Below are 24,423 nucleotides of genomic sequence, written 5' to 3'. Positions count from 1 at the left end.
GCGTCGTGCCGGGCACGCGCCGGGCGAAACGAGGCGTGGGCATGAGCGGACTGAGGTTCAGGATTCTGGGACCGTTGGAGATCGAGGGGGCGGCCGGGCCGGGTGTCTCGTACACGCCGGGCGCGGCGAAGGTCCGGGGGGTGCTCGGCGCCCTGCTGGTCAACGCGAACGGGACGGTCTCGGTCGACAGCCTGATCGACGAGCTCTGGCAGGACGACCCACCGCGCACCGCGACCACCACCCTCCAGGTCTACGTCTCCCAGCTGCGCAAGATCTTCCGGCGGGCCGCCCCCGAGGACGGCGCCGCCGTGCTGCTCACCCAGCCCCGGGGCTACCGGATCAGGATCGACGCCGACCAGCTCGACCTGACCACCTTCGAGGGCCTCTACCAGCGCGGCCGGGAGGCGCTGGAGTCGGGCGACCACGCCGCCGCCGCCCAGCTGCAGGGCCGGGCGCTGGCGCTCTGGCGCGGGCCGCTGCTCGGCGACACCCCGCACGGGCCGCTGCTGGACGCCGCGGCGGTCCGCCTGGTGGAGGCCAGGAACGCCGCCCTGGAGCAGCGCATCCTGGCCGACCTCCAGCTCGGCCGGCACCGTGACCTGATCCCCGAACTCCGTTCTCTGGTCGAGGAGTTCCCGCTCCGCGAGGAGCTGCACGGTCAGCTGATGCTGGCCCTGTACCGGGCCGGCCGGCAGGCCGAGGCGCTCCGGGCGTACAGCGCGCTGCGGCGCACTCTGGTGAACGAGCTGGCGATCGAGCCGGGCGCACCGGTGCAGCTGCTGCACCAGCGCATCCTGGCCGGTGACCAGCGGCTGGCCGTCCCCGCGCCGACCGGCCCGCCGGCCGCCGTCCGGGGTCCGGCCACCGAGCCGCCGGTGGTGCTCGGCCTGCCACCCGCCGACCCGGCGTTCACCGGGCGGGGCGACGAACTCGCGGAGATCGACCGGCTGTTGCGGGCCGCCCCGCCCGGGGCCTTCGTGGCACTGGCGGGCCAGCCCGGGGTGGGCAAGACCGCCCTCGCGGTGGCCGCCGCCCACCACAGCGCGGACGCCTTCCCGCACGGGCAGCTCTTCCTCGACCTGCGGCCCGAGCCGGGCCGGCGGCTCGAACCGGCCGCGGCCATCTCGGCGCTGCTGCGCCGGGCGGGCGCCCCGGTGCCGGTCGGCGCCGACCCGGCCGACCTGCAGGAGGCGCTGCAGCAACTGCTGGCCGGACGACGGCTGTTGCTGGTGCTGGACAACGTCAGCTCGGAGGCCCAGCTGCGTCCGCTGCTGCCCACCTCGGCGGGCAGCAGCGCGATCGTCACCGGCCGCCGGCTGCCCGCCGGGCTGGACGGGGTGCACCCGCTGGTGCTGGACGTGCTCGACCCCTCGGCGGCGCTGGCCGTGTTCGAGGCGGCCGCGGGCCCCGCCCGGGCCGCCGAGCACCCAGCCGCGGTGGCCGAACTGCTGGAGCTCTGCGGCGGGCTGCCGCTGGCCATCCGGGTCGGCACCGCGCAGCTGAACGCCCGGCCGCACTGGTCCGCCGAGTCGCTGGCCACCCGGCTGCGTGACCGACGCTCCCGGCTGTCCGAGCTCCGGATCGGCGGACTCGACGTCCGGGAGAGGCTGCTGTCGGCCTATCAGGACACCGGCCGGAACGAGCGGCGGACCTTCCGGCTGCTGTCCCTGCTGCCCGCGCACTTCGAGCCGTGGGCGGTCAGCGCGGTGCTCGGCCTCGACCCGCACGACCGGCGCACCCCGGTCGGCACCGCCCGGCTGCTGGACGCGCTGGCCGACGACCACCTGCTGGCCGCCGACCACGAGGGGCCGCGGCCCGGCAGGTACCGGCTGCCGGAGCTGCTCCGGTTACTGGCCGCCGAACGGCTCGCCGAGGAGGAGGGCGAGGACACCGTACGGGCGGCCACCAGACGGCTGTGCGACGCCTACGTACGGGTCACCGAGGAGGCGGACGCCGTGCTGAACCCGCGTCAGCCCGGCGTCCGGATGGTCCGGACCCCCGGCAGTGACGCACCGTCCGACTGGTTCGCCCGGGAGCTCGGACCGCTCACCCAGGTGGTCAGGCAGGCGTACCTGGCCGGGCTCTGGGAGCAGACCGTCCGGCTGGCGACCGCGCTCACCGGTCACCTGGAGTCGCACGCCCGCTGGCGGGCCTGGGAGCGGACCCACACCCTGGCCCTGGACGCCGCCCGGCAGCTCGGTGACCGCTCCGGCGAGGCCCGGCTGCTCGGCTCGCTCGGCGACCTCGCCTGGCAGCACCGGCGGACGGCCGAGGCCAGGGACCGCTACGAGGGGGCCCGGCGGGTGGCGGAGGCCGCCGGGGACCAGGTCGCGCGGAGCCGGGCGCTGGTCGGGCTGGCCGACCTCTGGCTGGACGGCGGCGAGGTCGCGGAGGCCACCGCGCTGCTGACGGCGGCGCTCGACGGGCTGCCCGCCGGCCTGCCCCGGGAGCGCTACCACGTGCTGCGGGCGATGGCGCTGGCCGCGCTGCTGGCGGACGGTCCGAGCGCGGCCCGGTCCCGGTTCACCGAGTGCCTGGAGATCGCCCAGTCGCTGCGCGACCGCCGCCTGGAGGCACACGCCAGGCGCGCCCTGCGCCGGCTGCACGACCCGGACGACGACCCGGGCGGCTGCCTGGAGATCCGCCCGGGGGTCTGGCGCCTGCGCAGCCCCGCTCCGCTCACCCCCGCGCTGGTCTGACCCGGGCCGGCCGGTCCCGAGCCGACCCGTCCCACGTCGACCCGCCGCACGTCGACCTGACGCACTGAAGCCGGCCTTTAGCGGCAGCGGGCAGTCTGGAGGGTGGACTTCGGACAGGGGGGACCATGACGCGCACGCAGGCGGCGGTCGGGACGTGGCAGGCCGTCGGGCTGGTCGGGCGGGAGTGGGAACGGCTGGCGCTGGTCGGGCGGTTGCGCGACCCGTCGGTCCGGCTGCTCACCCTCACCGGCCCGGGCGGGGTCGGCAAGAGCCGGCTGGTCCGGGCCGTCCGGCCGGAGCTGGCCGAGCTGTTCGGCGAGCCCGGGTACGCGGACCTGAGCGAGGCCGGGTCGCCCGCGGCAGCGGCGGCCGAGGCCGTGGCGAGCGCCGCCGGGGCGGTGCGGACCCCGGGCCCGGACGGCCGGCGCCTGCTGCTGCTGGACGGCTGCGACCAGCACGGCGCGCCCCTCGGCACCGCCGTCGCCGAGCTGCTGCACCGGGACGACCGGCTGGTGGTGCTGGCGACCGGTCAGCAGCCGCTGGGCGTCTACGGCGAGCGGCTCTTCCCGGTGGCGCCGCTGCCGGTGCCACCGGTGGGCGACGACCCCGAGGAGCTGCGGGAGCTGGCCTCCGTCGAGCTGTTCGTCCGCCGGGCCCGCGAGGCCAACCCCGGCTTCGCCCTCACGGCCGGGAACGCCCGGGCGGTGGCCGAGCTCTGCGGACTGCTCGAAGGACTGCCGCTGGCGCTGGAACTGGCTGCCCGTCAGCTGCGTTTGCACAGCCCGGCCGACCTGCTGGACCGGCTCCGCCGCCGGGGCGTCACGCTGGGCGGCGGCCCGTTCGACACCCCCGAGCGGCACCGCTCGCTGACCGCGCTGGCCGCTTGGAGCTGCCGGGGGCTGACCCCGGAGTCCCGCGCGCTGCTCGGCGAACTGGCCTGCTTCCCGGGTGGGTTCACCGCCGCCACGGCCGAGTCGCTCGGACCGGCCGACGGCGCGCTGGACGTCCTGCTGGACCGGGGTCTGGTGGCCCAGCTGCCCACCCCGCCGGGGCAGCCCCGGCTCACCGTGCCGGAGCCGGTCCGCTCGTACGCCAGGGCCGCGCTGGCCGAGGAGGGCCGGGAGCCGGCCGCGCTGGACCGGCAGACGGCGGAGTGCCGCCGGCTGCTGGCCGTCGCCGAACCCCGGCTGGCCGGCACCGAGCAGAGCCGCTGGCTCGATGTGGTCCAGGCCGAGCACGCCAATGTGTTGGCGGCGCTGGACCGGCTGCGGGAGCGCGGTGAGCCCGAGGCGACGGCCGCCGTGCTGCTCGCCTGCCGGCTGCCCTGGCTGACCCGGGGTCATCTGCGCGAGGGGCTGGCCCGGGCCGACCGGGCGGCCGGCGAGGCGGTGCCGGAGCCGGTCCGGGCCCGGCTGCTGGACCTGGCCGGGGCCTTCGCGGCGGCGCTCGGCGACCCGGCCGGGGCGGTCCGCAGGCAGCGGGCGGCGCTGGCGGCGGGCCGGCCGCTGGGCGACCGCCGACTGAACGCCCTGCTGGCGGCCCGGCTCGGGGCCGCGCTGGGCCGGCTGGACGACCCGGCCGGGGCCGAGGCGGCGCTCGGCCCGGCGCTGGAGACCCTGGAACAGCTCGGCGCCGCCGGGGCGGCCGTCGAGGCCGGCACCGAGCTGGCCCGGATCCTGCTGGCCCGGGGCGAGCGGGCGCGGGCCGTCGAGCTGCTCGACCGCGCGGTGGCCGCCGCCCGGCGGATCGGCGACGGCCGGGCGCTGGCCGGGGCGCTCGGGGTGCTGGCCCGCTGCGCCGAGGACCCGGCCACGGCCGGCCCGGCCCTGCGGGAGGGCCTGCGGATCTACGGGACGGTCGGCGAGCGGACCGAACTGCCCGCCGCGCTGGAGGACTTCGCGCTCCATCTGCTGCGGGCCGCCCCGGTCCAGCAGCCGCGCGCCGCCGGACTGCTGGCCGCCGCCGAAACGCTGCGGGACGAGCTGGGCACCGCACCGGACGGACGGCGCCGGGCCGCTCTGGACGACGCCCTGGACGGGCTGCGGGACCGGCTCCGTCCGCACGGCTTCGCGGTCGCCTGGGCCGAGGGGCGGCGGCTCTCCCCGGCCGCCGCCGTGGCCGAGGCACTGGCCGCGCCGGACCCGGCCCGGCGGGCCGCCGCGCCGGGCCCGGCGGGCGGACAGCCGCTGACGGCCCGCCAGTTGCAGGTGGCGATGCTGGTCGCGGAGGGGCTGACCAACCGGCAGATCGCGGCCCGGCTGACGCTCTCCGAGTGGACCGTGGTCAACCACGTCCGCCAGGTGATGCGGCGGCTCGGCTGCGCCTCCCGGGTCCAGGTCGCCTGGTCGATCGGCCGCTGGTCATGACGGGGGCCGGGTTCACCCCCCCGACGCCGTCGGCACCCGCCGACCGGCGCACACCGGCGAACAGGGCGGCCGGCCCGGCCGCCCTGTTCGCCGCCGCCGCACCGCCGCCCGGGCTCGCCGCCGACCACCGGGTGGCCGGGTGGTGGCGCGACGAGACCTTCCTGCACGACCTGTACCAGACGGCGGCGGCGGCACCCGACCGGCCCGCGATCGTCTCGCACCGCGCCCACCGCCCGGCCGGGCACCGGATCGTCACCCTCGACCACGGCCAACTGGCCCGGTACGTGGACCGGTTCGCCGGGGCGCTGCGCTCGCTCGGCCTGGGCCCGGGCGATCCGGTCGCCTTCCAGCTGCCCAGCTGGTGGGAGGCGTCCGCGCTGACCCTGGCCTGCCTGCGGATCGGCGCGGTGGCGGTGCCGGTCCTGCCCACCCAGCGGGCGCACGGTCTGGAGCGGGTGCTCGGCGACCTGCGGGTCCGGCTCTGCGTGGTGCCGGACGCCTGGGAGGGCTTCGGCCACGCCGAGGCACTGGCCGAGCTGGCCCACCGGCTGCCGTGGCTGCGGCACCGGGTGGTGATCGGCGACGCCGCGGCGACCGGCGCGGTGGACTTCGCCGAGTACTTCCTGCGCACCCCGCACGAGCAACTCCCCGACCCCGGAGGCCCGTTCGTGGCCGCTCCGGACCGGACCGCGCTGGCGGTCACCGTGATGGGCCTGGGCGACAGCTTCACCTCGACCCTGCACACCCCCAACACCCTGTACGCGGGCCTGCGTTCGCAGCAGCAGTCGCCCGGCCTGGGCCCGCTGCCCGGCGAGGTGAGCTACTCCGCGCTGCCGCTGACCTCGCTCGCCTCGCTGCTGTTCGGCGTGTACTGGCCGGTGGCGCTCGGCGGCACGGCGGTGTTCCAGGACGTCTGGGACCCGGACAGCTGCCTGGACCTGCTGGAGCAGGCCGGGGTGACCCGGGCGTACGCGGCGCCGGTGTACTGGGCCGAGGTGCTGGCCGCCCAGCGCCGCGCGCCCCGGCGGCCGGCCGCCCTGCGGCTGCTGCTCTCCGGCGGGCGGACCAGGACGCCGGCCGGGCTGCTGGCCGAACTGCCGGTCGCGCTCGGCGCACCGGCGGTCGCCGTCTGGGGCTCGCCCGAGGTCGGCCTCGGCACGGTGGCCCGGGGCGAGACCCCGGCCGAGCGGAGCGCCGAGAGCGACGGCCGCCCGCTGCCCGGCCTGGAGCTCTCCCCGCTGTCGGAGCTGCCCAGGGCCCCGGGCGGCCCGGTCGTCGAACGGCTCCGGGTGCGCGGCCCCGCGGTCTGCCTGGCCTGCTGGCCGCACGGCGCCGAGACGCTCCGGCTCCCTTGGGAGCAGGACCAGGGCTGGCTGGACACCGGCGACCTGGCCAGGGCCGACGGCCTCGGCGGCGTCCAGGTGGTGCAGTGGGCCGGCCACCGGACCGGTGCGATCTTCCTCGTTCCGGTGGCCGAGCTGGAGGACGGGCTGCTGGCGCACCCGGCGGTCCGGGAGGCCGCCGTGGTCGGCTACCCGGACCCGGAGCACGGCGAGCTGACCTGTGCGGTGGTGGTCCCGGCGGCGGGGGCCGACCCGCCCGGACTGCCCGAGCTGCGCCGGCACCTGACGGCCCGTGGGCTGGCCGAGGCGTTCCTGCCCACCCGGCTGGAGCTGGCGGGTTCACTGCCCCGGGACGCGCACGGCGGCCTGCGGGCGGACGCGCTCCGGAGCTGGCTCGCCCGGCTCCGCCCGGGAGCACCCCGGCCACCGCACTCCGGGCACTCGGGGCACCCTCAGGGGCTCGCGGAGCCGCGACGCCGGCCTCGAACCGGGTGATCCGTGCGCAGGCGGTCAGGTACTTTCGCAGTGGCCCGAACGCCGGATCTCCTCGCCGCCGCGCTCACCAGGCACTCGCCAGCCCCAACCGCGCGGCCAGGTTCACCAGTTCGCGGTGCCAGCCGGACCGCAGCGGGGCTTCGGCGACCGCCCGGTCCGCCTCGTTCACCAGCCGCATGATGAGGTCCTCGGTGCGGTCCTTCTCCTCCCGGCCGAGCAGGATCTCGCAGAGCATCCGGGCGTGCCAGTCGCTCGCCGCCCCGCTGTCCAGGAAGCCGCGCAGCCGCCAGGCCGCGTGCAGCCGGCTCGCGTAGTCGCCGTACTCGTCCGTCAGGTCCGGCCGCCCGGCCAGCGCGGCGCCGAGCAGCAGCGGCTCGCGGACCGCGTACCAGCCCGCCGCGCAGCCCGGGGTGCAGCCCTCCAGACAGCCCAGCGGCCAGGGGTCGTCCAGGTACTCGGTCCTGGTGGCCGCCTCGGCGTGGGCGCCGAGCACCCGGGCGATCCGCAACTGGTCCCAGATCTCCCGGGCCTGGCCGGTCAGGCCGCCCACCAGCCGGTCGGCGTAGGCCACCGCCAGGTCGCCCGCCAGGGTCGCGGTGGCCTCGCCGAACCGGCGGGACTCGCCGCGCCAGCCGTTCCGCTCGTGCTCGGCGGCGTGGCCGACGTGCGGGGTCGGGATGCCCCGCCGGAGCGGGACGTTCTCGCGGACGTCGCCCCGGATCAGGTGGCAGGTGTCGAGCAGCTCCAGGGCCGCCGCCACGTCGACCACCTGGGCGCCGGCCGGGCTGCCGCCGGCCGCCAGGTAGCCGGTCAGCAGCAGGGTGGCCCTGGTGCGTTCACCGCCCGCGGTGACCTGGTCGGCCAGCGCCCGGATCGGGGTGACGGCCCGTGGGTCGGCCCCCCGGGTGGCGGAGTGCTCGGTGGCCAGCAGGCCGCGCAGCCGTTCCTCCACCCGGTCCAACATCCGGGCCCGGAGCAGTTCGGGCACGGCCGGGTCGGACAGCTGGAACGGCGTTGCCATGGTGTGCCTCCCTGGATCGGCTCGGGTCTGTCACCAAGCCTCTCGAACGGGCGGCCCGCCCACAATGCGATCCGGCCCCGGAGGACACACTTCCCCACCTCACGGCCGGGAATCGTCCCATCCCGGCCATGTCTGACATGGACACGAGGCGTTCTTGCCATTCTCTTGCCACTGTCCGGCTCCTGACGGGTCCGTCACGCGTGCTCGGCGGCTCCGAGCAGGTGCAGGTCCACCGGCAACTGCTGCCGGCGGGTGATGTTCAGCTTCCGGTAGACCCGGGTGAGGTGCTGCTCGACCGTGCTGATCGTGATGTAGAGCTTCATCGCGATCTCCCGGTTGGTGTGTCCGTGCACCGCGAGCATCGCCACCCGCTTCTCGGACTCGCTGAGCCGGGCGTCGAGTTCGGCGTACCCGACGTCGGTGCGGCCGCCCTCCGGTACGCCGGGCGTCGCGGTGTGACCGGGCAGGATCCGCTCGCGCAGGGCGTGCGCCCCGCACTCGTCGGCCAGGTGCCAGGCCCGGCGGTTCACCATGTTGGCCCGGTTGCCGTCCCCGGTCTCCTTCAGCACCTGCCCGAAGTCGGCCATCGCCAGCACCAGTTCGTAGGTGTCGCCGACCGTGCGCAGCTCGTCCACCGCGCGGGCCAGCAGCACCTGGCGCTCCTTGGGCTCGCTCAGGGCCGCCTTCAGCCGGAGCGAGATGCCGTGCACCCAGGGGTGCGCGGCGTCCTTGGAGCCGAGCTGGTCGGTGATGAACCGGGCCGCCTGGTGCGCCTCGCCGAGCTGGATCAGCGCCTCGGCGGCGCCGATCCGCCACGGCAGCAGCAGCGGCCGGTCCAGCCCCCACCGGCGCATGGTGCGGCCGATCTGCAGGAAGTCGCCGAGCGCGGCGTGGAACCGGTTGGTGGCCAGGTGGTACTGACCCCGGGCCCGCAGGTGGGCCAGCCCCTGGAAGCTGCCGGCCAGCCCCTCGGGCAGCGGTCGCGCCAGCTCCCGGGCCGCCGCGTCGTGCCGTCCCATCGCGGTGCAGGCCCGGATCAGGGTGGCCGAGACGCCGGCCGCGAACACGCTGCCACCGCGCTCGGGCAGCAGGTCCATCGCGGCCGCGGCCCGGCTCTCCGCCCCGGTCAGATCGCCCTGCCGGAGCAGGACTTCGGCACCCAGCGCGGTGAACGCCGCCTGCCAGCCGGGCGCCCCGGCCCGGATCGCCGCCTCGGTGTAGAGGTGGCACCAGGGCATCGCCCTGGCCGGGCCCTCGGTGAGCAGCAGCGCCCGGACCGCCTGGCCGATCGGGGCCACGGTGGCCTCGGAGAGCGTCGCGCCGCGCAGGAACAGCTCGGCGGCCGCTCCTGACGACCCGTCGACGGCGTACTCGGGGATGGTCCAGAGCGTGGTCGGCGAGCCCGACCTGACCGGCCTCGGCACCCCGCCCGGCTCCACCGGCGGAGCGGCGGCCCAGCGCGGGAAGGCGGACAGGCCGTCCAGCGGGTCGGCCCACCGGCCGCCCTGGCCGGGCCTGGGCGGACCGTCCTGGGCGGCGGGGTCCTGCGCGGTGATCCGCTCCAGCACCTCGGCCGCCTCGTCGATCCGGCCCTGGGTGGCCAGCAGCCGGGCCAGCGCGGCCAGCCGGGCCGGGGCGAGCGAGCCCGCCCGGAGCAGCTCCAGCGGTCCGGTCAGGTGCCGCTCGGCGGCACCCGGGTCGGAGCGCGCGGCGATCGCGGCCAGCATGGTGCGGAACTGGGCCCGCTGCTCGTCGTCGGCACCGCTGCGGTCGGCCAGTTCCAGGCAGGCGCAGGCCCGTTCGACCGCGCCGTCGGCCAGCAGCTGTTCGGCCGCCTCGTGCAGCACCGGCACCGCCCAGGGCAGGTCGGTGCGGTCCGCGGCGAGCAGCTGGGCGGCCACCGAGGAGGCGGCCACCCCGCTCCGGTGGGCGAGTTCGGCGGCCCGCCGGTGCAGTTCGGAGCGCGCGGCGTCGTCCGTCCACTCGAGGACGGCGGCCCGGGCGGCGGGGTAGCGGAACCGTGCGCCGTCCAGGATGCCCGCGGCGCTGAGTGCCTGGACGCCGCGGTTCACGGTGGCCAGCGGCAGGTCGAGCAGCCGGGCGGCGCGTTCGGGGGTGGCCAGCTCGTCCAGCACCGCCAGCACCTCGGCGAGTTCGCGGACCGCCTGGCCACAGCGGTAGAGGCAGGTGAGCACGGCCTGCGCGTACGCGCCGCCGACCTCGGGCTCCTGGGCGCCGGTGACCCGGTGCTCCTCGACCATCGCGCGCAGCAGCAGCGGGTTGCCGCCGGTGGCCGCGGCGAACCGGCCGGCCAGCCGTCCGGCCGCGTCCGGGCCGAGCTGCTCGGCCACCAGCCGGGCCACCGCGGCCTCGTTCAGCCGCTCCAGCCTGATCCGCTGGAAGTTCGGGCGACGGAGCAGCTCGGTGCCGAACACCGGGTCGTCGCCGCGCTCGTGCACCGACTCGGTGAGCACCAGCAGGATGCGCGCCCAGCGGGTGCTGCGGGCCAGATGCAGCAGGTAGGCGCAGGACTGGTCGTCGGCGTGGTGCACGTCGTCCACCACGATCACCACCGGTGCCATGGCGGCGAGTTCGGCGGCGGCGGCGGAGAAGGCCTGCATCGCGCCGACGTTCGCGCGGCCCGGCTCGCCGGTGAGTTCGGGCAGCACGCCGGGCGGCGTGCAGGCGGTCAGCTGGCGCAGGATTCCGAGCGGGAGTTCGCGCTCCGCCGCCGAGCCCAGGGCGCGCAGCACCGTGGCCCCGGCGGCCTCGGCCCGATCCGCGACGGCATCGGCGAGTTCGCTCTTCCCGCACCCCACCGCCCCTTCGACCAGGACGATCCGGGCCTGGCCGGCAGCGGTGCCGGCCAGTGCGGAATCCATTGCGGCGAGTTCTGCTTCACGGTCGATCAGCGTCATTGGATCCCCCGTTTTCCCGCATGACAAAGAGCGCCGACAATTCGGCCGAACGGCGGGAATGTAGTCAACTTCGAACCGGAATCCAGTCTAAGCACGGTCCGGCGCACGGCCCGGTGACCAGAAGTTGCACGGCAGCTACTCCCGTCCGCGCAAGCGGGCCTTTAGCTGTCGACCGGATGATCTGACGGTATGTCGGGCCCGTCGTCCGGGCCCCGCCGAAGCGCCTGCTGCTGCTGCGAGGGGATTCCCATGTCTGGCTTCGACACCTTCACCGATCTGGTCCGCACGCGCACCGCCGACCTGGCCGACCACGACGTCCACGTCTTCCTGCAGGACGGCGCGGACGGCGCCAGGGCCGACCGGCTGACCTACGGCGAACTGGACCGGGAGGCCCGACGGATCGCCTCGCTGCTGCAACTCCAGCGCGCCGAGGGCGAACCGGTGCTGCTGCTGTACTCCTCCACCACCGAGTTCCTGAAGGCCTTCGTGGCCTGCCTGTACGCCGGGGCGGTGGCCGTCCCGGTGCCGCTGCCGGGCGGCGAGGGGCGGGGCCTGCGGATCGACCGTACCTCGGCGGTGATCCAGGACACCGGCGCCCGGCTGGTGCTGACCGAGACCGCGAGCGCGCCGGACATCGCGCTCTGGCTGTCCCGGACCGGCCGGCGGAACGTCGCCTGCCTGGCCAGCGACGTCCCCGGGCTGGGCGACGCCGACGCCTGGCAGGAGCGCCGCGGCGGCCCGGAGGACCTGGCCTTCCTGCAGTACACCTCGGGCTCGGTCGCCGACCCGCGCGGCGTGATGGTCTCGCACCGCAACCTGCTGGCCAACCAGAGCGCGCTGCAGAACGTCTTCCGGACCAGCTCCGAGGACCGGTTCGGCGGCTGGCTGCCGCACTTCCACGACATGGGCTTCATCGCCCACCTGCTGCACCCGCTGTTCCTCGGCAGCATGTCGATCCAGATGTCGCCGACCTCCTTCGTCCGCCGGCCGGCCCGCTGGCTGCAGGCGATCGACGAGTACCGGGTCACCGCGGGCGGTGGCCCGAACTTCTGCTACGACCTCTGCCTGCGCCGGGTGACCGACCAGCAGATCGCCGAACTCGACCTCTCGCACTGGCGGTTGGCGCTGAACGGGGCGGAGCCGGTACGGGCCGACACGCTCCGGGCGTTCGCCGAGCGGTTCGCCCCGGCCGGGCTGCGGGCCGAGGCGCTCTACCCCTGCTACGGGCTGGCCGAGGCCACCCTGGTGGTCTCCGGCGGCGTGCCGCTCACCCCGTTCGCCGAACTGTCGGTGGACGCCGCCGCGTTGGAGCTGGACCAGGTGGCCGAGCCGGTCGCCGACCAGCCGACCCGGACCCTGGTGAGCAGCGGTCAGGTGCTCGACTACGACCTGCGGATCGTCGAGCCGGTGGTCGGTCTGGAGCAGCCGGAGGGCGCGGTCGGCGAGATCTGGCTGCGCGGCGACAGCGTGGCGCAGGGCTACTGGCGGCGCCCGGCCGAGACCGAGTCGGTGTTCCGGGCCGGTCTGGAGAACGGCGAGCGCGGCTTCCTGCGCACCGGCGACCTCGGCTTCCTGCACCGGGGCGAGCTCTACATCACCGGGCGCAGCAAGGAAGTGATCATCCTCAACGGCCGCAACATCTACCCGCAGGACATCGAGTGGGCGGCCCGCGGCCTCAGCCCGGCGCTCGGCGGCGGGGTCGGCGCGGCCTTCTCGGTGGACGTCGAGCGCGAACAGCTGGTGCTGGTGCACGAGTTGCGGGCGGCCCGGGGCGGTCTGCCGGCCGGTCTCGACCTGCGCGCCCTGGTGCACGAGATCCAGACCGAGCTGAGCCGGGAGTTCAGCATCCCGGTCGGCAACGTGCTGCTGGTCCGCCCCGGCGTGGTCCGCCGCACCACCAGCGGGAAGGTGCAGCGCAACCTGATGCGCAAGCTCTTCCTGGCCAGCGAACTGCGCGGCGAGGTCGAGGTGTTGGACCCGGCGGTACGGGCCAGGGTGCGGGCCACCGACGCACTGCTGGGCGAGGACCTGCTGGAGGCCGAGCCGGCCGGAGGGGGTCGGCCGTGGTGAGCACGGACACGCTGCCCGGCGCCCTGACGGGGTCGGCCGAGGCCAGGATCGCCGCCCTGGAGGAGCTGCTCGGCGACCCGACCGAGCCGGCCAACCCGACCGGCTACGGCGCCCTGCTGGCCGCCGACCGGACGGCGGTGCCGTTCGCCGCCGGGGAGGAACTGCTCGACCGGGCCGGCCTGAACGCCGAGTACGTCCCGGTCCGGCTCGGCGGCCGGCTGGACTCGCTGGAGACCCTGGTCCGGGTGATGCGCCCGGTGTTCCGCCGGGACGTCGGGCTGGGCATGGGCTACGGGATGCACACCTTCATGGCCGCCTCCGACGTCTGGCTGGCCGGCACCGAGGAGCAGCAGCGCTGGCTCGCGGACCGGCTGCTCGGCGGCGCGAAGGCCGCCATCGCCCAGCACCAGACGGCGCACAGCAACGACTACGTCCGCAGCGGGGTGACCGCGCAGACCCAGGGTGAAACCTTTCTGCTCAGCGGCAAGAAGCCGATGATCAACAACCTCGACCGGGCCGCCGCCCTGGTGCTGTTCTGCGAGACCGACCGGACCGGCGGCAGCCGCAGCCAGTCCGTCCTGCTGCTCGACCCGACCCGGCTGCCCGCCGGAAAGGCCACCATCGGCCCCCGGCACCTGGCGGTCGGGCTGCGCGGCTGCCGGTGGACCGGGGTCGAGTTCCTCAAGTGCCCGGTGCCGGAGAGTGCGCTGCTCGGCCCGGTCGGCGGCGGCGTCACGCTGGCCCTGCGGTCCTTCCAGATCAGCCGGACGGTGATCGCGGCGGCGGCGCTCGCCGCGGTGGACACCAGCCTGCGCACCGCCGTCCAGTTCGACCACGACCGGGGCGCCGAGCTCGCCGAGTCGTCCTGGCTCGACCCGGTCAGGACCGACCGGGCGATGACCGGAGCCTTCGTCAACCTGCTGCTCTTCGACAGCCTTTCGGTCGCCGCGACCCGCGCGCTGCACCTGCTGCCGGAGCAGACCAGCGTGTACTCGGCGGCCCTGAAGTACCTGATGCCCCGGGTGCTCAACGACACCATGCACGACCTGTCGATCGTGCTCGGCGCCCGGGTCTACACCAGGGAGGGCAACTTCGGGATCTTCCAGAAGCACGTCCGGGACGTCCCCGTGCTCAGCCTCGGCCACGCGGGGACGGTCGCCTGCCAGGCGACCGTCATCCCGCAGCTGCCCCGGCTGGCCGCCAGGTCCTGGCTGGTCGAACCCGAGGCCCCCGCCGAGCTGTTCAAGCTCGGCGGCGAACTGCCGCCGCTGCGCAACGAGGCGCTCAGCCTGGCCGGCGGCCGGGACAGCCTGAGCGGCTCGCTGGTGGCGATCGCCGCCCGGATCGGCGGCCGGACCCCGGTCGAGCGGGCACTGCGCACCCTGGCCGGGCAGCTCACCGAGGAGCTGGCGGACCTGCGGCAGCGGGTGCTGGCGCTGGAGCCGGCCGAACGGACCTCGCCCAGCGGAGCGGCCTGCTTCGCCTTGGTCGACCGGTACGCGCTGCTGCTCGCGGCGGCCGCGGTGCTCGGGGTCTGGTGGCACAACCGGGACGGCGCCGATCCGTTCCTGGCCGACCCGAGCTGGGCGGCGGCGGCCCTGCACCGGGTGGCCCGGCGGCTCGGCACCCCGGTCGCCGACCTGCCGCCGGAGTGCGACACCCGGCTGCTGCACGAGGTCCAACTGCGGTTCAGCGACCGGCGCAGCTACGACCTGTACAACACGCCCCTGCCCGGCTGACCGGCCGCGGACCCGAAGGAGACCAGCCATGACCACTCCCGCCACCTGGCAGACGGCCGACCCCGCCACCGCGGCCCGCGACTGGCTGCTGGAGCGCGTCTCGCTCTACCAGCACCGCGACCCGCTGACCATCGACCCGACCGTCCCGCTGGCCGAGTACGGCCTGGACTCGGTCGGCGCGCTGAGCCTCTGCGGCGACCTGGAGGACGAGTTCGGGCTGATGGTGGAGCCCACCCTGCTCTGGGACCACCCCACCCTGGACAGCCTGGTCGGCTACCTCACGACGGCCATCCCGGCGGCCGCCGGGCGCGCCCGGGGCGAGGCACCCGAGTCGCCGGAGGTCCGGTTCTGATGAGCGGCATCGCTATCGTCGGCCTGGACTGCGCCTTCCCCGGCGCACCCGACGCCGAGGCGTACTGGGACCTGCTGATGCGGGGCGGCGAGAGCGTCGGCGAGGTGCCGCCGCAGCGCTGGGAGACGGACGAACTCCCCGACAGCGTCCCGGAGTCGGCGCGGGCCGGGATCAACCGGGGCGGCTTCGTCGCGGGCGCGGACGGCTTCGACAACGACTTCTTCGCGCTCTCCCCGCGCGAGGCGGCCGCGATGGACCCGCAGCAGCGGCTGCTGCTGCAGTGCGCCTGGCGGGCGCTGGAGGACTCCGGGCAGGCGCCCGGTGCGCTGGCCGGTACCGACACCGGAGTGTTCATCGGCGTGATGGGCGGCGAGTGGGGCCGGCTCCGGATGGGCGACCCGTCCCGGGTCACCCCGCAGCTGGGCGCCGGCAGCGCGGCCGGGATGACCGCGAACCGGATCTCGTACCACCTGAACCTGACCGGCCCGAGCCTGGCGGTGGACACCGCCTGCTCCTCCTCGCTGGTCGCCGTGCACCTGGCCGCCAACGCGCTGCTCGCCGGCGAGTGCGACACCGCGCTGGCCGGCGGGGTGAACCTGGTGCTCACCCCCGCCCTCGGTCTGATGTACAGCCAGCTCGGCCTCGGCTCCCCGGACGGGCGGTGCAAGCCGTTCAGCGCGGACGCCGACGGGATCGGGCGCAGCGACGGCCTCGGCCTGGTGGTGCTGCGCCGGTTGGAGGACGCGGTCGCCGACGGCCAGCGGATCTACGCGGTGATCCGGGGCTCGGCGGTCAACCAGGACGGTCGCAGCAACGGGGTGACCGCGCCCAACCGGTGGTCCCAGCAGAAGGTGCTGGAGGCCGCCTACCGCCGGGCCGGGGTGACCGCCGACAAGATCACCTTCGTGGAGGCGCACGGCACCGGCACCGCGCTCGGCGACGCGATCGAGTGCGCGGCGCTCGGCGGGGTGCACGCGGTGCCCCGGGAGAAGACCTGCGCGGTGGGCTCGGTGAAGGGCAACATCGGGCACACCGAGGGCGCGGCCGGGATCGCCGGGCTGATCAAGGTGGCGCTGGCGCTGCACCACCGGATCGTCCCGGCCAGTCGGCACGCCGACCGGGAGAACGCCCAACTCCGGCTCGCCGAGCGCGGGTTGCGCCTGCTGAAGTCGCCCATGCGACTGCCCGCCGGGGAGATCCTGGCCGGTGTGAGCAGCATCGGGATGGGCGGCACCAACGCGCACATGGTGCTGGCCGGACCGCCGCGCACCCCGCGCCGGGCCGCCCGCCCGGCCGGCGAGACCGAGCCGGTGGGCGTGTTCACCGTCACCGGTGACACCCCGGACGCGCTCCGCCGCAACCTGGCCGACCAGGCCGAGGCGTTCGCCCGGCGGCCGCGCACCGGGGCGGCCTCGCTCGGCTTCAGCAGCAACCGGGTGAAGACCGGGCTGCCCTACCGCTTCGCGGTCACCGCCCGTGACACCACCGAACTGGCCGAGCGGCTCCGGCTCGCCGCCACGCACGGCGTCGACGCGGGCACCCCCGCGCACCGCTCCTGGACCAGGCCGGTGGTGGCCTTCGTCTACACCGGCCAGGGCAGCCAGTACCCGGCGATGACCGCCGGTCTGTACCGGGACTCGGCCGCCTACCGGCACTTCCTGGGCGAGGCGGACGCCGCGCTCACCCGGCACACCGGCCGCTCCACCCGGGAGCTGATCCTGCGCGGCGACCCGGCCGGGTTCGACACCGGTGACGCGCAGACCGCGCTGTTCGCGGTCGGCTACGCGCTGACCCGCACCCTCGGCGAGCTCGGCGTGCAGCCCGCCGCCGTGCTCGGCCACAGCCTGGGCGAGTACGCGGCTGCGGTCGCCGCCGGGGCGCTCGACCTGCCACAGGCTGCCGAACTGGTCGCCGCCCGCGCCGCGTTGACGCGCAACCTGCCCGCCGGTGGCGGCATGCTCGCGGTCGGGGCCGGCCCCGAGGCGCTGGCCGAGCTGCTGGCGGCCGAGCCGACGCTGGCCCTGGCGGCGGTCAACTCGCCTGCCGACAGCGTCGTCTCGGGCCCGCTGGACGCACTGGACCGGGCCGACCGGCGGCTGGCCGGGCAGGGCCTGCGGACCCGCCGGCTGGACGTCACCCGGGCCTTCCACTCCCCCCGGATGACCCCGGTCGCCACCGGGCTGCGCGCGCTGGCCGACGGGCTGCGGCCCGCCGCGCCCCGGCTGCCGATGGCCTCCACCCGCTACGGCCGGCTGCTGCACGACGAGCCGCTGGACGCCGGGTACTGGGCCGGCCAGGCCACCGAGCCGGTGCTGTTCGGCGCCGCGCTGACCGCACTGGCCACCGAGGTCGCGCCGACCCACCTGGTGGAGATCGGCCCCCGGCCCACCCTGCTGCCGCTGGCCCGCCGGGCCGGGCTGGCCCCGGGCACCGAGCACCTGCACCCGGTGCCCGGCCCCGAGGCGGACGGCCGACAGCTGGCCGAACTGGTCGCCACGCTCTACCGGGCCGGTCTCGACCCGGAGTGGGCCGCGCTCTACCCGGCCGAGTACCGCACCGTGGAGCGGCTCCGCCCGTACGTGTTCTCCGCCGAGAACCGGTACTGGAGCCGCCGGGACGACCGCGCCGTCACCCCGGCGCCGGTGGAGCGGCCGGCCGCCCCCGCGCCCGCCCCGGCCGCAGCACCGGCCACCGAATCGGCCGACCCGGTGCTGGCCGCCGTGATCGAGGCCGTGGTCACCGTCGGCCAGTACCGGCCGGACCGGGTGGTGCCTTCGACCCGCTTCTACGAGGACCTGGGATTCGACTCCGTGATGATCATGCAGCTCAAGGACGTGGTCCAGGAGGCGCTGCCGCACCTCGGCGAGGTGTCGATCCGTCAACTGCTGCCCGCGCTGCGGACCGTGGGTTCGCTGGCGGACTTCCTGCGCGAACTCGCCCTGGCGAGGGTGTCATGACCGGAGCCGCCACCGCCTACCTCGCCTCGGTCGGCACCGCGCTGCCCGGGGACCCGGTGGACAACACCGTGCTCGGCAAGCTGCTCGGGGTCAGCGAGGAGTGGATCGACATCTTCGTCGGCACCAGGTCCCGCCACTTCGGCCGCGACCTGGGCACCGGCGAGGTCCGCTGGTCGCTGGCCGACCTGTGCGCGCAGGCCGCCGCCGAGGCGCTCGACTCGGCCGCCCTGGAGCCGCCGGACATCGAGTTCCTGATCCTCTCCACCACCACCCCCGACACCCTGCTGCCGACCACCGCCAGCCAGGTGGCCGACCGGCTCGGCCTGGACTACCTGCCGGTCTACCAGCTGCAGGCCGGCTGCTCGGGCGCCGTCCAGGCGCTCGACCTCGGCCGGACGCTGATCGCCTCGGGCCGCCGGGCCGGGCTGGTGATCGGGGGCGACGTGACCCACCGGCACCTGGACTTCGACCGCGAGCTGGCCCGGATCCCGACCGACGAGCTGGTCAACTACCTGCTGTTCGGCGACGGCGCGGGCGCCGCCGTGCTGACCGCCGAGCCGGTCGGCGAGCGGGTCGCCGTGCGCGCCGTGCTCAACAGCCTGACCGGCCTGGGCCGCCCGGCCGGCCAGACCGTGGACTGGTACGGCCTCACCGACCGCGACCAGGACCGGCCGCTGCTCCGCGAGGACTACAAGGCGATCGAGGAGCAGGTCCCGGTGATGGCCGTGGAGATCTTCTGGGAGCTGCTGGAGCAGGTCGGCTGGGAGGTCGAGGAGCTCGACCACCTGCTGCCGCCGCAGCTCTCCGAGCGGATGACCACCCGGATCGTGGAGCGGCTGGCCGTCCCCGGCGTGCACGAGGTCAGCTGCGTGGCCGAGACCGGGAACACCGGCAACGCCCTTCCGTTCCTCCAACTGGCCCGTCTGCTGCCGGACCTGAAGACTGGTCAGCGAGCGCTGGCGGTGACCGTGGAGTCCAGTAAGTGGATCAAGGCGGGCTTCGCCCTGGAGAAGGTCTGAGAGGCGGGGAGATGACCACCACACCGATGGAACGGCTGCGCGGCCTGCGGGCCGTCGGGGAGCTGGCCGCGGCGTACCACCGCGTGCCCGCCCTGCTCGCCGAGCTGCTGGACGAGGCCGGTCCGGCCGACCGGGACGCGCTGCTGGACCGGGCCGGCCGGCTGCTCGGCGGGCTCGACCAGGACGAGGTGCTGCACCACCATCCGGCCACCCGGGTGGTCACCGTCGCGATCACCGGCCAGTCCACCGTGGCCGGCCTGGTCGATCCGCTCACCGCCGAACTCGCCCGGCACGGCCTGCTGGTGCGCCCGCTGGTCGGCGACCACGGCGGCTGGCTGCGCGACCTCACCGACCCGGCCGGCCAGCTGCTGCTGGAGCGGCCCGACCTGTCGCTCTGCCTGCTGGACGCCGAGACGGTGTTCGCCGAACTGCCCTCGCCCTGGCGGGTCGAGGACCTGGCCGAGGCCGCCGACCGGGTGCTGGAGCGGATCGCCGGGCTGGCCGCCGAGCACGAGCGGATCACTCCCGGCCTGCTGGTACTGAACACCCTGCCGCTGCTGCGCCGGCACACCGGCCAGCTGGTCGACCACGCCTCCCGGGCCCGGCTGGGCGCGGTCTGGCGGGAGTTCAACGCCCGGCTGCTCCGGCTGACCGAGCGGCACCGCTCGCTGGTGGTGCTCGACCTGGACCCGCTGACCGCCCGCACCGGTCCGGTCGAGGACGCCAGGATGGCCTGCTACGCCCAGGTCCGCTGGACCGCACCGGTGCTGGCCGGGTACGCCCGCGAGGTGGGCCACCTGGCCAGGTCGCTGACCGGGCTGACCCGCAAGTGCCTGGTGCTGGACCTGGACAACACGCTCTGGGACGGCGTGCTCGGCGAGGACGGGCCGGACGGCATCGCCGCCGCCGACACGCTGCGCGGCGAGGCGTTCGGCGGCTTCCAGCGCACCGTCCGCCAGCTCGCCTCGCAGGGCGTGCTGCTCGCGGTGAGCAGCAAGAACGACCGCGAGCCGGTGCTGGAGACGCTCCGCTCGCACCCCGATCTGCTGCTCCGCGAGCCGGACTTCGCCCAGGTGCACGCCGACTGGCTGCCGAAGGACGGTCATCTGGCCGAGATCGCCGGGAACCTGGGGATCGGCACCGACGCGCTGGTGTTCGCCGACGACTCGCCGGGCGAGCGCGCCCAGGTCCGGTTCGGCCTGCCCGAGGTGGCCGTCCTGCCGCTGGACGGCGAGCCCGCGCTGCACACCGAACGGCTGCTGGCGGACGGCTGGTTCGACGTGCTCCGGCTGACCGACGAGGACCGGGCCAGACCGGAGCAGTACCGGCTGGAGGGCGAACGGCACCGGCTGCGCGAGCGCAGCGGTTCGCACGCCGACTTCCTGCACCAGCTCGGGGTGGCGGTGCGGCTCGGCCCGGCCGAGCCGCACGAGTACCCACGGCTGGTGCAACTCACACAGCGGACCAACCAGTTCAACCTGACCGGGCACCGGCTGCAACCGGGTGACCCGGCCGCGGTGGCCGAGGACGCCGGCCGGCTGCTGCTGGCGATCCGGGCCGCCGACCGGTTCGGCAGCAACGGCCTGGTCGGCGCGGTGCTCGGCCGGCACACCCTGGAGGGGCTGCTGCTGGAGAACGTCTGGCTGAGCTGCCGGGTGCTCACCCGGGGCATCGAACAGGCGGTGCTGACCGCCCTGCTGACGGAGGGTCGGGCCGCCGGTCTGCCGGCCGTCCTGGCCCGCTTCCGCCCGACCGCCAAGAACCACCGCGCGGAGCTCTTCTACCCGGAGCTCGGGTTCACCGAGACCGCGCGGACCGAGGACGGGGTGCTCTTCCGGCACGGACTCGAGTGCGCACCGGAACCCCCTTCTCATGTCCATGTCACACTTGATCTAGGATGGCCGACAGATGCCTGGGCTCGATAGCCTCGACGGATTCCTCCGCCTGGTCCGTACGGAACTCGATCTGGAGCTGACCGACCAGGACGCGGAGACCGAGCTGGCGACGCTGCCGGGCTGGGACTCGATGAACCTGCTCCGACTCGTCACCCTGCTGGAGTCCGGCACCGGGCGCCGGCTCCCCGTCCCCACCGTCCTGGCGGCCCGCAACCTCCGGGAGATCTACGCAGTCGTGGAGGAAGCAGCATGACCCGCCCCGGAGCCACCCCTACCGGGCCCCCACTCGGCGAACCCGTCGAGGTCGCCGGCGACCAGACCTGGGACCTGGTCCGGGCCGACCTGGCCCGGCACGGCACCGCCCTGGTGTACGCCGAACTCGGCGACCTCCAGCCCGAGCTGCCCGCCGCGCACGAACTGCGCGCGGTGCTCGGCCGGGACTGGTCCCGCTACCTCGACCTGGCCCACCCCTCGGTGCGCGACCGGTACGCCGCGTCCCGGGTGCTGCTCAAGCGGGCCGGCGCCGCCGTGCTGCGGGCCGACCCGGACACCCTGGAGCTCGGCTACGGGCCGACCGGGCGGCCGTACCTGCGCGGCTGCGACCAGGTGGACATCAGCCTGAGCCACACCGACGACCTGCTGCTGGTCGGCCTCACCACCCGGGGCCTGATCGGGGTGGACGCCGAGCGGGCCGACCGGCCGATGTACGGCCGCGGCCTGGGCCGGCACGTCTGCACCCCGTACGAGCTGGTGTCGCTGGCCTCGCTGCCCGAGCAGGAGCGCAACCCCAGTCTGGTCCGGCTCTGGACGCTCAAGGAGGCGTACAGCAAGGCGATCGGCCAGGGCATGCAGTTCAGCTTCACCGAGTTCGGCTTCGGCCCGGACGGCAAGCCGGTCCGGGTGTACCGGCCGGACGGCAGCCCCGGCACCGGGGCGGAGTGGGCGTTCCGGACCTTCCTGCTGGGCAACGGCTACCGGATCAGCGCCGCCGTCTACGACGCCGGGTTCGGCGAGCTGGACGACGCCGAGCTGACCAGCATGCTCGACCGGGACACCGTGGAGGCGATCACCGACGCGCTGGGCGACAGTGTCTGACGCCCGGTCGGCCGACCGGGCGTCAGAACTCGTCCTTGAACTGGTCCAGGATGCCGGACATCGCGACGTTGAAGCCGGCCTGGAACCGGCTGGTCGCCTCCAGCTCCTCGGTGATCTCGGAGATGTGCCGGCGGCAGGTGCGCACCGACATGCCCAGTCGGCGCGCCACCATCTCGTCCTTGTAGCCCTTGGCCATCAGCCGCAGCACCGACTGCTTGAGGTCGTCGGTGATGGCCTCGGCCTTCGCGGTCTCCGGGATGAAGGGGGTCGCCCCGTCCCAGAGGTACTCGAAGACCTTGCAGACGAACTCCACCAGGGTGGACTCCCGGACGATCGCCGCGGCGGGCGCCCCGCCGGTCTCGGTGCGGCGGGCCAGCACCACCGTCTCCCGGTCGTAGATCAGGATCCGGTCGATCACCTCGTCGGCGGTCCTGAACTCCGCACCCAGCGCGGTGACGTCCCGGACGAACGACTTGGTCGCCAGGTCACTACGGGCGGTGTGCTGGTAGATCGTCCTGATGTGCACCCCGCGCTCCAGCATCCGGCCGTGCGAGTCCCGGGCCGAGGAGAGCACGAACGCCGGACGCGGTCCGCCGGGTTGGACGGTCAGCAGCTCGTGCCGACAGTTCTTGCCCAGACTGTCGAGCATCGACCGGATGACGCTCAGGTCGTTGATCACGTCGAAGGCCTCCAGCCGGTTCCGCAGCCGGCGGCCCTCGAAGTAGAGAGGGGTCAACGACAACAGCTTGGAGCGGACGTCGGTGACGGCCTGCTGGAGATCGCGGATCTGGTTCTCGGCACCGCCGACCAAGTCCGCCGCCGCCACGTCCGGCCCCACCGGGACCAGCACCGACGGGTGTCCGGGCATCGGCTGGAGCAGCTTCAGCAGCAACAACACCTGCTCGACCCGGTCCAGTTCGGACTCGTCGACCGACAGCCGCCCGGCGATATCACTCTTGTCGAAACGCCCTAACTCGACGGCATGACCGTACGCAGCAGCACTCAGATCATCCAACTCCGCGAAATCCAAGTATCCGTGCACCCCCTCGCCCATCCGAGTCTCCCCCCAACCCTGCGAAGTTGTTGCCAGGCAACTTTACGCCATCGGGTTCGGCTTGGCACAGGCATGCGATCGTCGGCAGCCTATGCGTTGTCGCCACCGAGAGCACAGACCCGGAAGGCGACGAGTCTGAGCAAGTAGTCAGCCAGTCTCTGTATGGGGGATGAAATGCAGCTTTCCATGAGGACAAAGATGGCCATCAGGGGCATCACACTCGCCGCGGCGGTAGCGGTAGCGGTGCCCACCTTCTCTCTGGCGATAGGACACGGCGGAATGAGCACCCTGTCCGACGCCGCGGTCACCGCCGTCACCACCACCGCGTCGCCGAGCCCGACGGTCATCCCGCAAGGTCCGGACGACGGCTGGCACTAGCCCTCCGGCGCGACACCGCGGATCCGCACGGACGCGGTGAGCGGACGGCCCCGGGGGCGGTGGCCGACCGCACGACCAGAGCAGCACCAGGCACCACCACGCCCGGGCCGGGCGCGCAGCCGCGCCGGCCCGGGCGTTCGACCGTCCGGGCGTCCGGGCCGCCTGGGACAGCAGGGGTCCGAAGGGGGGCCGCTAGGGGGCGAGTTCGATTACCGAGACCCCTAACGTCGAGCTCGGCCGCGTGTCCGGCCGCAGACGAGGGAGGTCTCGGATGACCACCGTGGCGACCGCCGCCGCACCGACCGACGCAGCACCGACCACGTTCCGGGAGGCGCTGGCCGCCTTCCCGAGCGGGGTCACCATCGTGACCACCACCGACCGGCAGGGGCGGTGGTGGGGCTTCACCGCGAGCTCGTTCTGCTCGCTCTCGGCCGACCCGGCCCTGGTGCTGGTCTGCCTCGCCGACAACGCCCAGTGCCACCCCGCCTTCCTGGCGGCGGAGTCCTGGGTGATCCACGTGCTCGCGCCGGAGCACACCGACCTCGCGGTCCGGTTCGCCACCCGGGGCGTGGACAAGTTCTCGGACAGCGACTTCCGGCCGAACGAGAAGGGCCAGCCGGTGCTGGACTCGGCCGCCGTGACGCTGGAGTGCGACGCCTACGCGCGGCATCCCGGGGGCGACCACACCATCCTGGTCGGCCGGGTCAGGGAGGTCCGGATGCGCGAAACAGTCCCTGCGGTCTATTTCCGCCGGGGCTTCCACACCCTGGCGGAGTAAGCACCGCGGGGCCGACCCGGAGGACACCCCTAAGCCACCGGACAGGGGTGCCGACCAAGGCTCCCCCGCGATTAGCGTGAACATCAGGGCCGGGATGTCCGGGCCGCCCACACAGAGGAGAAAATCATGGCGGAATTCCTGCCGGACCCCTCCGAGGACGACGAGTTCGAATTCCTCCCGGAGGAGGACCTGCTGGTCGAGGAGATCTCCATCGACGGTATGTGCGGCGTCTACTGATCCGAGG

The 24,423-nt window shown here is 74.9% G+C and carries 16 protein-coding genes; 13 read left to right on the top strand and 3 right to left on the bottom strand.

Going from position 1 to position 24,423, the window contains the following annotated elements:
* Positions 1-74 precede the first annotated feature (74 nt).
* The 3 genes from ACIRPK_RS32650 (at position 75) to ACIRPK_RS32640 (ending at position 6,903) form a co-directional block, all read left to right on the top strand.
* Positions 75-2,699: a BTAD domain-containing putative transcriptional regulator gene (locus ACIRPK_RS32650; protein WP_403045403.1), complete on the top strand. Its 2,625-nt coding sequence runs from the start codon at positions 75-77 to the stop codon at positions 2,697-2,699.
* A gap of 125 nt (positions 2,700-2,824) precedes the next feature.
* Positions 2,825-5,065: an ATP-binding protein gene (locus ACIRPK_RS32645; protein WP_403045400.1), complete on the top strand. Its 2,241-nt coding sequence runs from the start codon at positions 2,825-2,827 to the stop codon at positions 5,063-5,065.
* Entirely contained in the window at positions 5,062-6,903 is a 1,842-nt protein-coding gene (locus ACIRPK_RS32640; RefSeq protein WP_403045398.1) for an AMP-binding protein, read from the top strand. Before ACIRPK_RS32645 ends, ACIRPK_RS32640 begins: the two co-directional genes overlap by 4 nt.
* Before the next feature lie 64 nt (positions 6,904-6,967).
* Here the strand turns inward: ACIRPK_RS32640 and ACIRPK_RS32635 are convergent, their stop codons facing one another.
* Together ACIRPK_RS32635 and ACIRPK_RS32630 are read right to left on the bottom strand one after the other, a co-directional pair.
* Entirely contained in the window at positions 6,968-7,924 is a 957-nt protein-coding gene (locus ACIRPK_RS32635) for a polyprenyl synthetase family protein (protein WP_403045396.1), read from the bottom strand.
* A gap of 194 nt (positions 7,925-8,118) precedes the next feature.
* Entirely contained in the window at positions 8,119-10,842 is a 2,724-nt protein-coding gene (locus ACIRPK_RS32630; RefSeq protein WP_403045395.1) for an AAA family ATPase, read from the bottom strand.
* 249 nt (positions 10,843-11,091) lie between these two features.
* Between ACIRPK_RS32630 and ACIRPK_RS32625 the strand changes: the two genes are divergently transcribed.
* The 8 genes from ACIRPK_RS32625 to ACIRPK_RS32590 are packed head-to-tail and all read left to right on the top strand — an operon-like array spanning position 11,092 to position 21,969.
* The gene (locus tag ACIRPK_RS32625; RefSeq protein WP_403045392.1) at positions 11,092-12,912 is read left to right on the top strand and encodes a fatty acyl-AMP ligase; all 1,821 of its coding nucleotides are present in this window, start codon (positions 11,092-11,094) and stop codon (positions 12,910-12,912) included.
* The gene (locus tag ACIRPK_RS32620) at positions 12,909-14,651 is read left to right on the top strand and encodes an acyl-CoA dehydrogenase family protein (RefSeq protein ID WP_403045390.1); all 1,743 of its coding nucleotides are present in this window, start codon (positions 12,909-12,911) and stop codon (positions 14,649-14,651) included. Before ACIRPK_RS32625 ends, ACIRPK_RS32620 begins: the two co-directional genes overlap by 4 nt.
* A 28-nt stretch (positions 14,652-14,679) precedes the next feature.
* Positions 14,680-15,003, top strand: a complete 324-nt coding sequence (locus ACIRPK_RS32615) for an acyl carrier protein (RefSeq protein WP_403045388.1) — start codon at positions 14,680-14,682, stop codon at positions 15,001-15,003.
* Positions 15,003-17,960, top strand: a complete 2,958-nt coding sequence (locus tag ACIRPK_RS32610; protein WP_403045385.1) for a type I polyketide synthase — start codon at positions 15,003-15,005, stop codon at positions 17,958-17,960. The genes ACIRPK_RS32615 and ACIRPK_RS32610 overlap by 1 nt, the downstream gene beginning before the upstream one ends.
* Positions 17,957-18,979, top strand: a complete 1,023-nt coding sequence (locus tag ACIRPK_RS32605) for a 3-oxoacyl-ACP synthase III family protein (protein WP_403045382.1) — start codon at positions 17,957-17,959, stop codon at positions 18,977-18,979. The genes ACIRPK_RS32610 and ACIRPK_RS32605 overlap by 4 nt, the downstream gene beginning before the upstream one ends.
* An 11-nt stretch (positions 18,980-18,990) precedes the next feature.
* Entirely contained in the window at positions 18,991-20,904 is a 1,914-nt protein-coding gene (locus tag ACIRPK_RS32600) for an HAD-IIIC family phosphatase (RefSeq protein WP_403045380.1), read from the top strand.
* Positions 20,888-21,127, top strand: coding sequence for an acyl carrier protein (locus tag ACIRPK_RS32595; RefSeq protein ID WP_403045377.1), 240 nt, complete (start codon positions 20,888-20,890; stop codon positions 21,125-21,127). Before ACIRPK_RS32600 ends, ACIRPK_RS32595 begins: the two co-directional genes overlap by 17 nt.
* The gene (locus ACIRPK_RS32590; RefSeq protein ID WP_403045374.1) at positions 21,124-21,969 is read left to right on the top strand and encodes a 4'-phosphopantetheinyl transferase family protein; all 846 of its coding nucleotides are present in this window, start codon (positions 21,124-21,126) and stop codon (positions 21,967-21,969) included. Before ACIRPK_RS32595 ends, ACIRPK_RS32590 begins: the two co-directional genes overlap by 4 nt.
* Positions 21,970-21,991: 22 nt before the next feature.
* On the opposite strand, the gene ACIRPK_RS32585 is transcribed toward ACIRPK_RS32590, so the two are convergent.
* Positions 21,992-22,984, bottom strand: a complete 993-nt coding sequence (locus ACIRPK_RS32585; RefSeq protein ID WP_403045372.1) for a LuxR C-terminal-related transcriptional regulator — start codon at positions 22,982-22,984, stop codon at positions 21,992-21,994.
* A 688-nt stretch (positions 22,985-23,672) separates the two neighbouring features.
* Between ACIRPK_RS32585 and ACIRPK_RS32580 the strand changes: the two genes are divergently transcribed.
* Together ACIRPK_RS32580 and mftA are read left to right on the top strand one after the other, a co-directional pair.
* Positions 23,673-24,179 carry a flavin reductase family protein gene (locus ACIRPK_RS32580; RefSeq protein WP_403045369.1) on the top strand — a complete coding sequence of 169 codons (507 nt, stop codon included), beginning with the start codon at positions 23,673-23,675 and terminating at the stop codon, positions 24,177-24,179.
* 126 nt (positions 24,180-24,305) lie between these two features.
* A complete protein-coding gene (mftA, locus tag ACIRPK_RS32575) occupies positions 24,306-24,416 on the top strand; it encodes a mycofactocin precursor MftA (protein ID WP_403045367.1) in 111 nt (36 codons plus the stop codon).
* Positions 24,417-24,423: the final 7 nt, after the last annotated feature.

The organism is Kitasatospora sp. NPDC101801, from assembly GCF_044766665.1.
In the GTDB taxonomy this organism is placed as follows: Bacteria; Actinomycetota; Actinomycetes; order Streptomycetales; family Streptomycetaceae; genus Kitasatospora.
Note: the sequence above shows the minus strand (reverse complement) of the source record. Positions and strands in the feature narration are given on the sequence as shown.

Coding starts and splice junctions, on each gene's coding strand:
- mftA (WP_403045367.1), top strand. CDS start 24,306: ATGGCGGAATTCCTGCCGGACCCCTCCGAGGACGACGAGTTCGAATTC.
- ACIRPK_RS32625 (WP_403045392.1), top strand. CDS start 11,092: ATGTCTGGCTTCGACACCTTCACCGATCTGGTCCGCACGCGCACCGCC.
- ACIRPK_RS32635 (WP_403045396.1), bottom strand. CDS start 7,924: ATGGCAACGCCGTTCCAGCTGTCCGACCCGGCCGTGCCCGAACTGCTC.
- ACIRPK_RS32610 (WP_403045385.1), top strand. CDS start 15,003: ATGAGCGGCATCGCTATCGTCGGCCTGGACTGCGCCTTCCCCGGCGCA.
- ACIRPK_RS32580 (WP_403045369.1), top strand. CDS start 23,673: ATGACCACCGTGGCGACCGCCGCCGCACCGACCGACGCAGCACCGACC.
- ACIRPK_RS32605 (WP_403045382.1), top strand. CDS start 17,957: ATGACCGGAGCCGCCACCGCCTACCTCGCCTCGGTCGGCACCGCGCTG.
- ACIRPK_RS32640 (WP_403045398.1), top strand. CDS start 5,062: ATGACGGGGGCCGGGTTCACCCCCCCGACGCCGTCGGCACCCGCCGAC.
- ACIRPK_RS32630 (WP_403045395.1), bottom strand. CDS start 10,842: ATGACGCTGATCGACCGTGAAGCAGAACTCGCCGCAATGGATTCCGCA.
- ACIRPK_RS32600 (WP_403045380.1), top strand. CDS start 18,991: ATGACCACCACACCGATGGAACGGCTGCGCGGCCTGCGGGCCGTCGGG.
- ACIRPK_RS32595 (WP_403045377.1), top strand. CDS start 20,888: ATGCCTGGGCTCGATAGCCTCGACGGATTCCTCCGCCTGGTCCGTACG.
- ACIRPK_RS32615 (WP_403045388.1), top strand. CDS start 14,680: ATGACCACTCCCGCCACCTGGCAGACGGCCGACCCCGCCACCGCGGCC.
- ACIRPK_RS32590 (WP_403045374.1), top strand. CDS start 21,124: ATGACCCGCCCCGGAGCCACCCCTACCGGGCCCCCACTCGGCGAACCC.
- ACIRPK_RS32645 (WP_403045400.1), top strand. CDS start 2,825: ATGACGCGCACGCAGGCGGCGGTCGGGACGTGGCAGGCCGTCGGGCTG.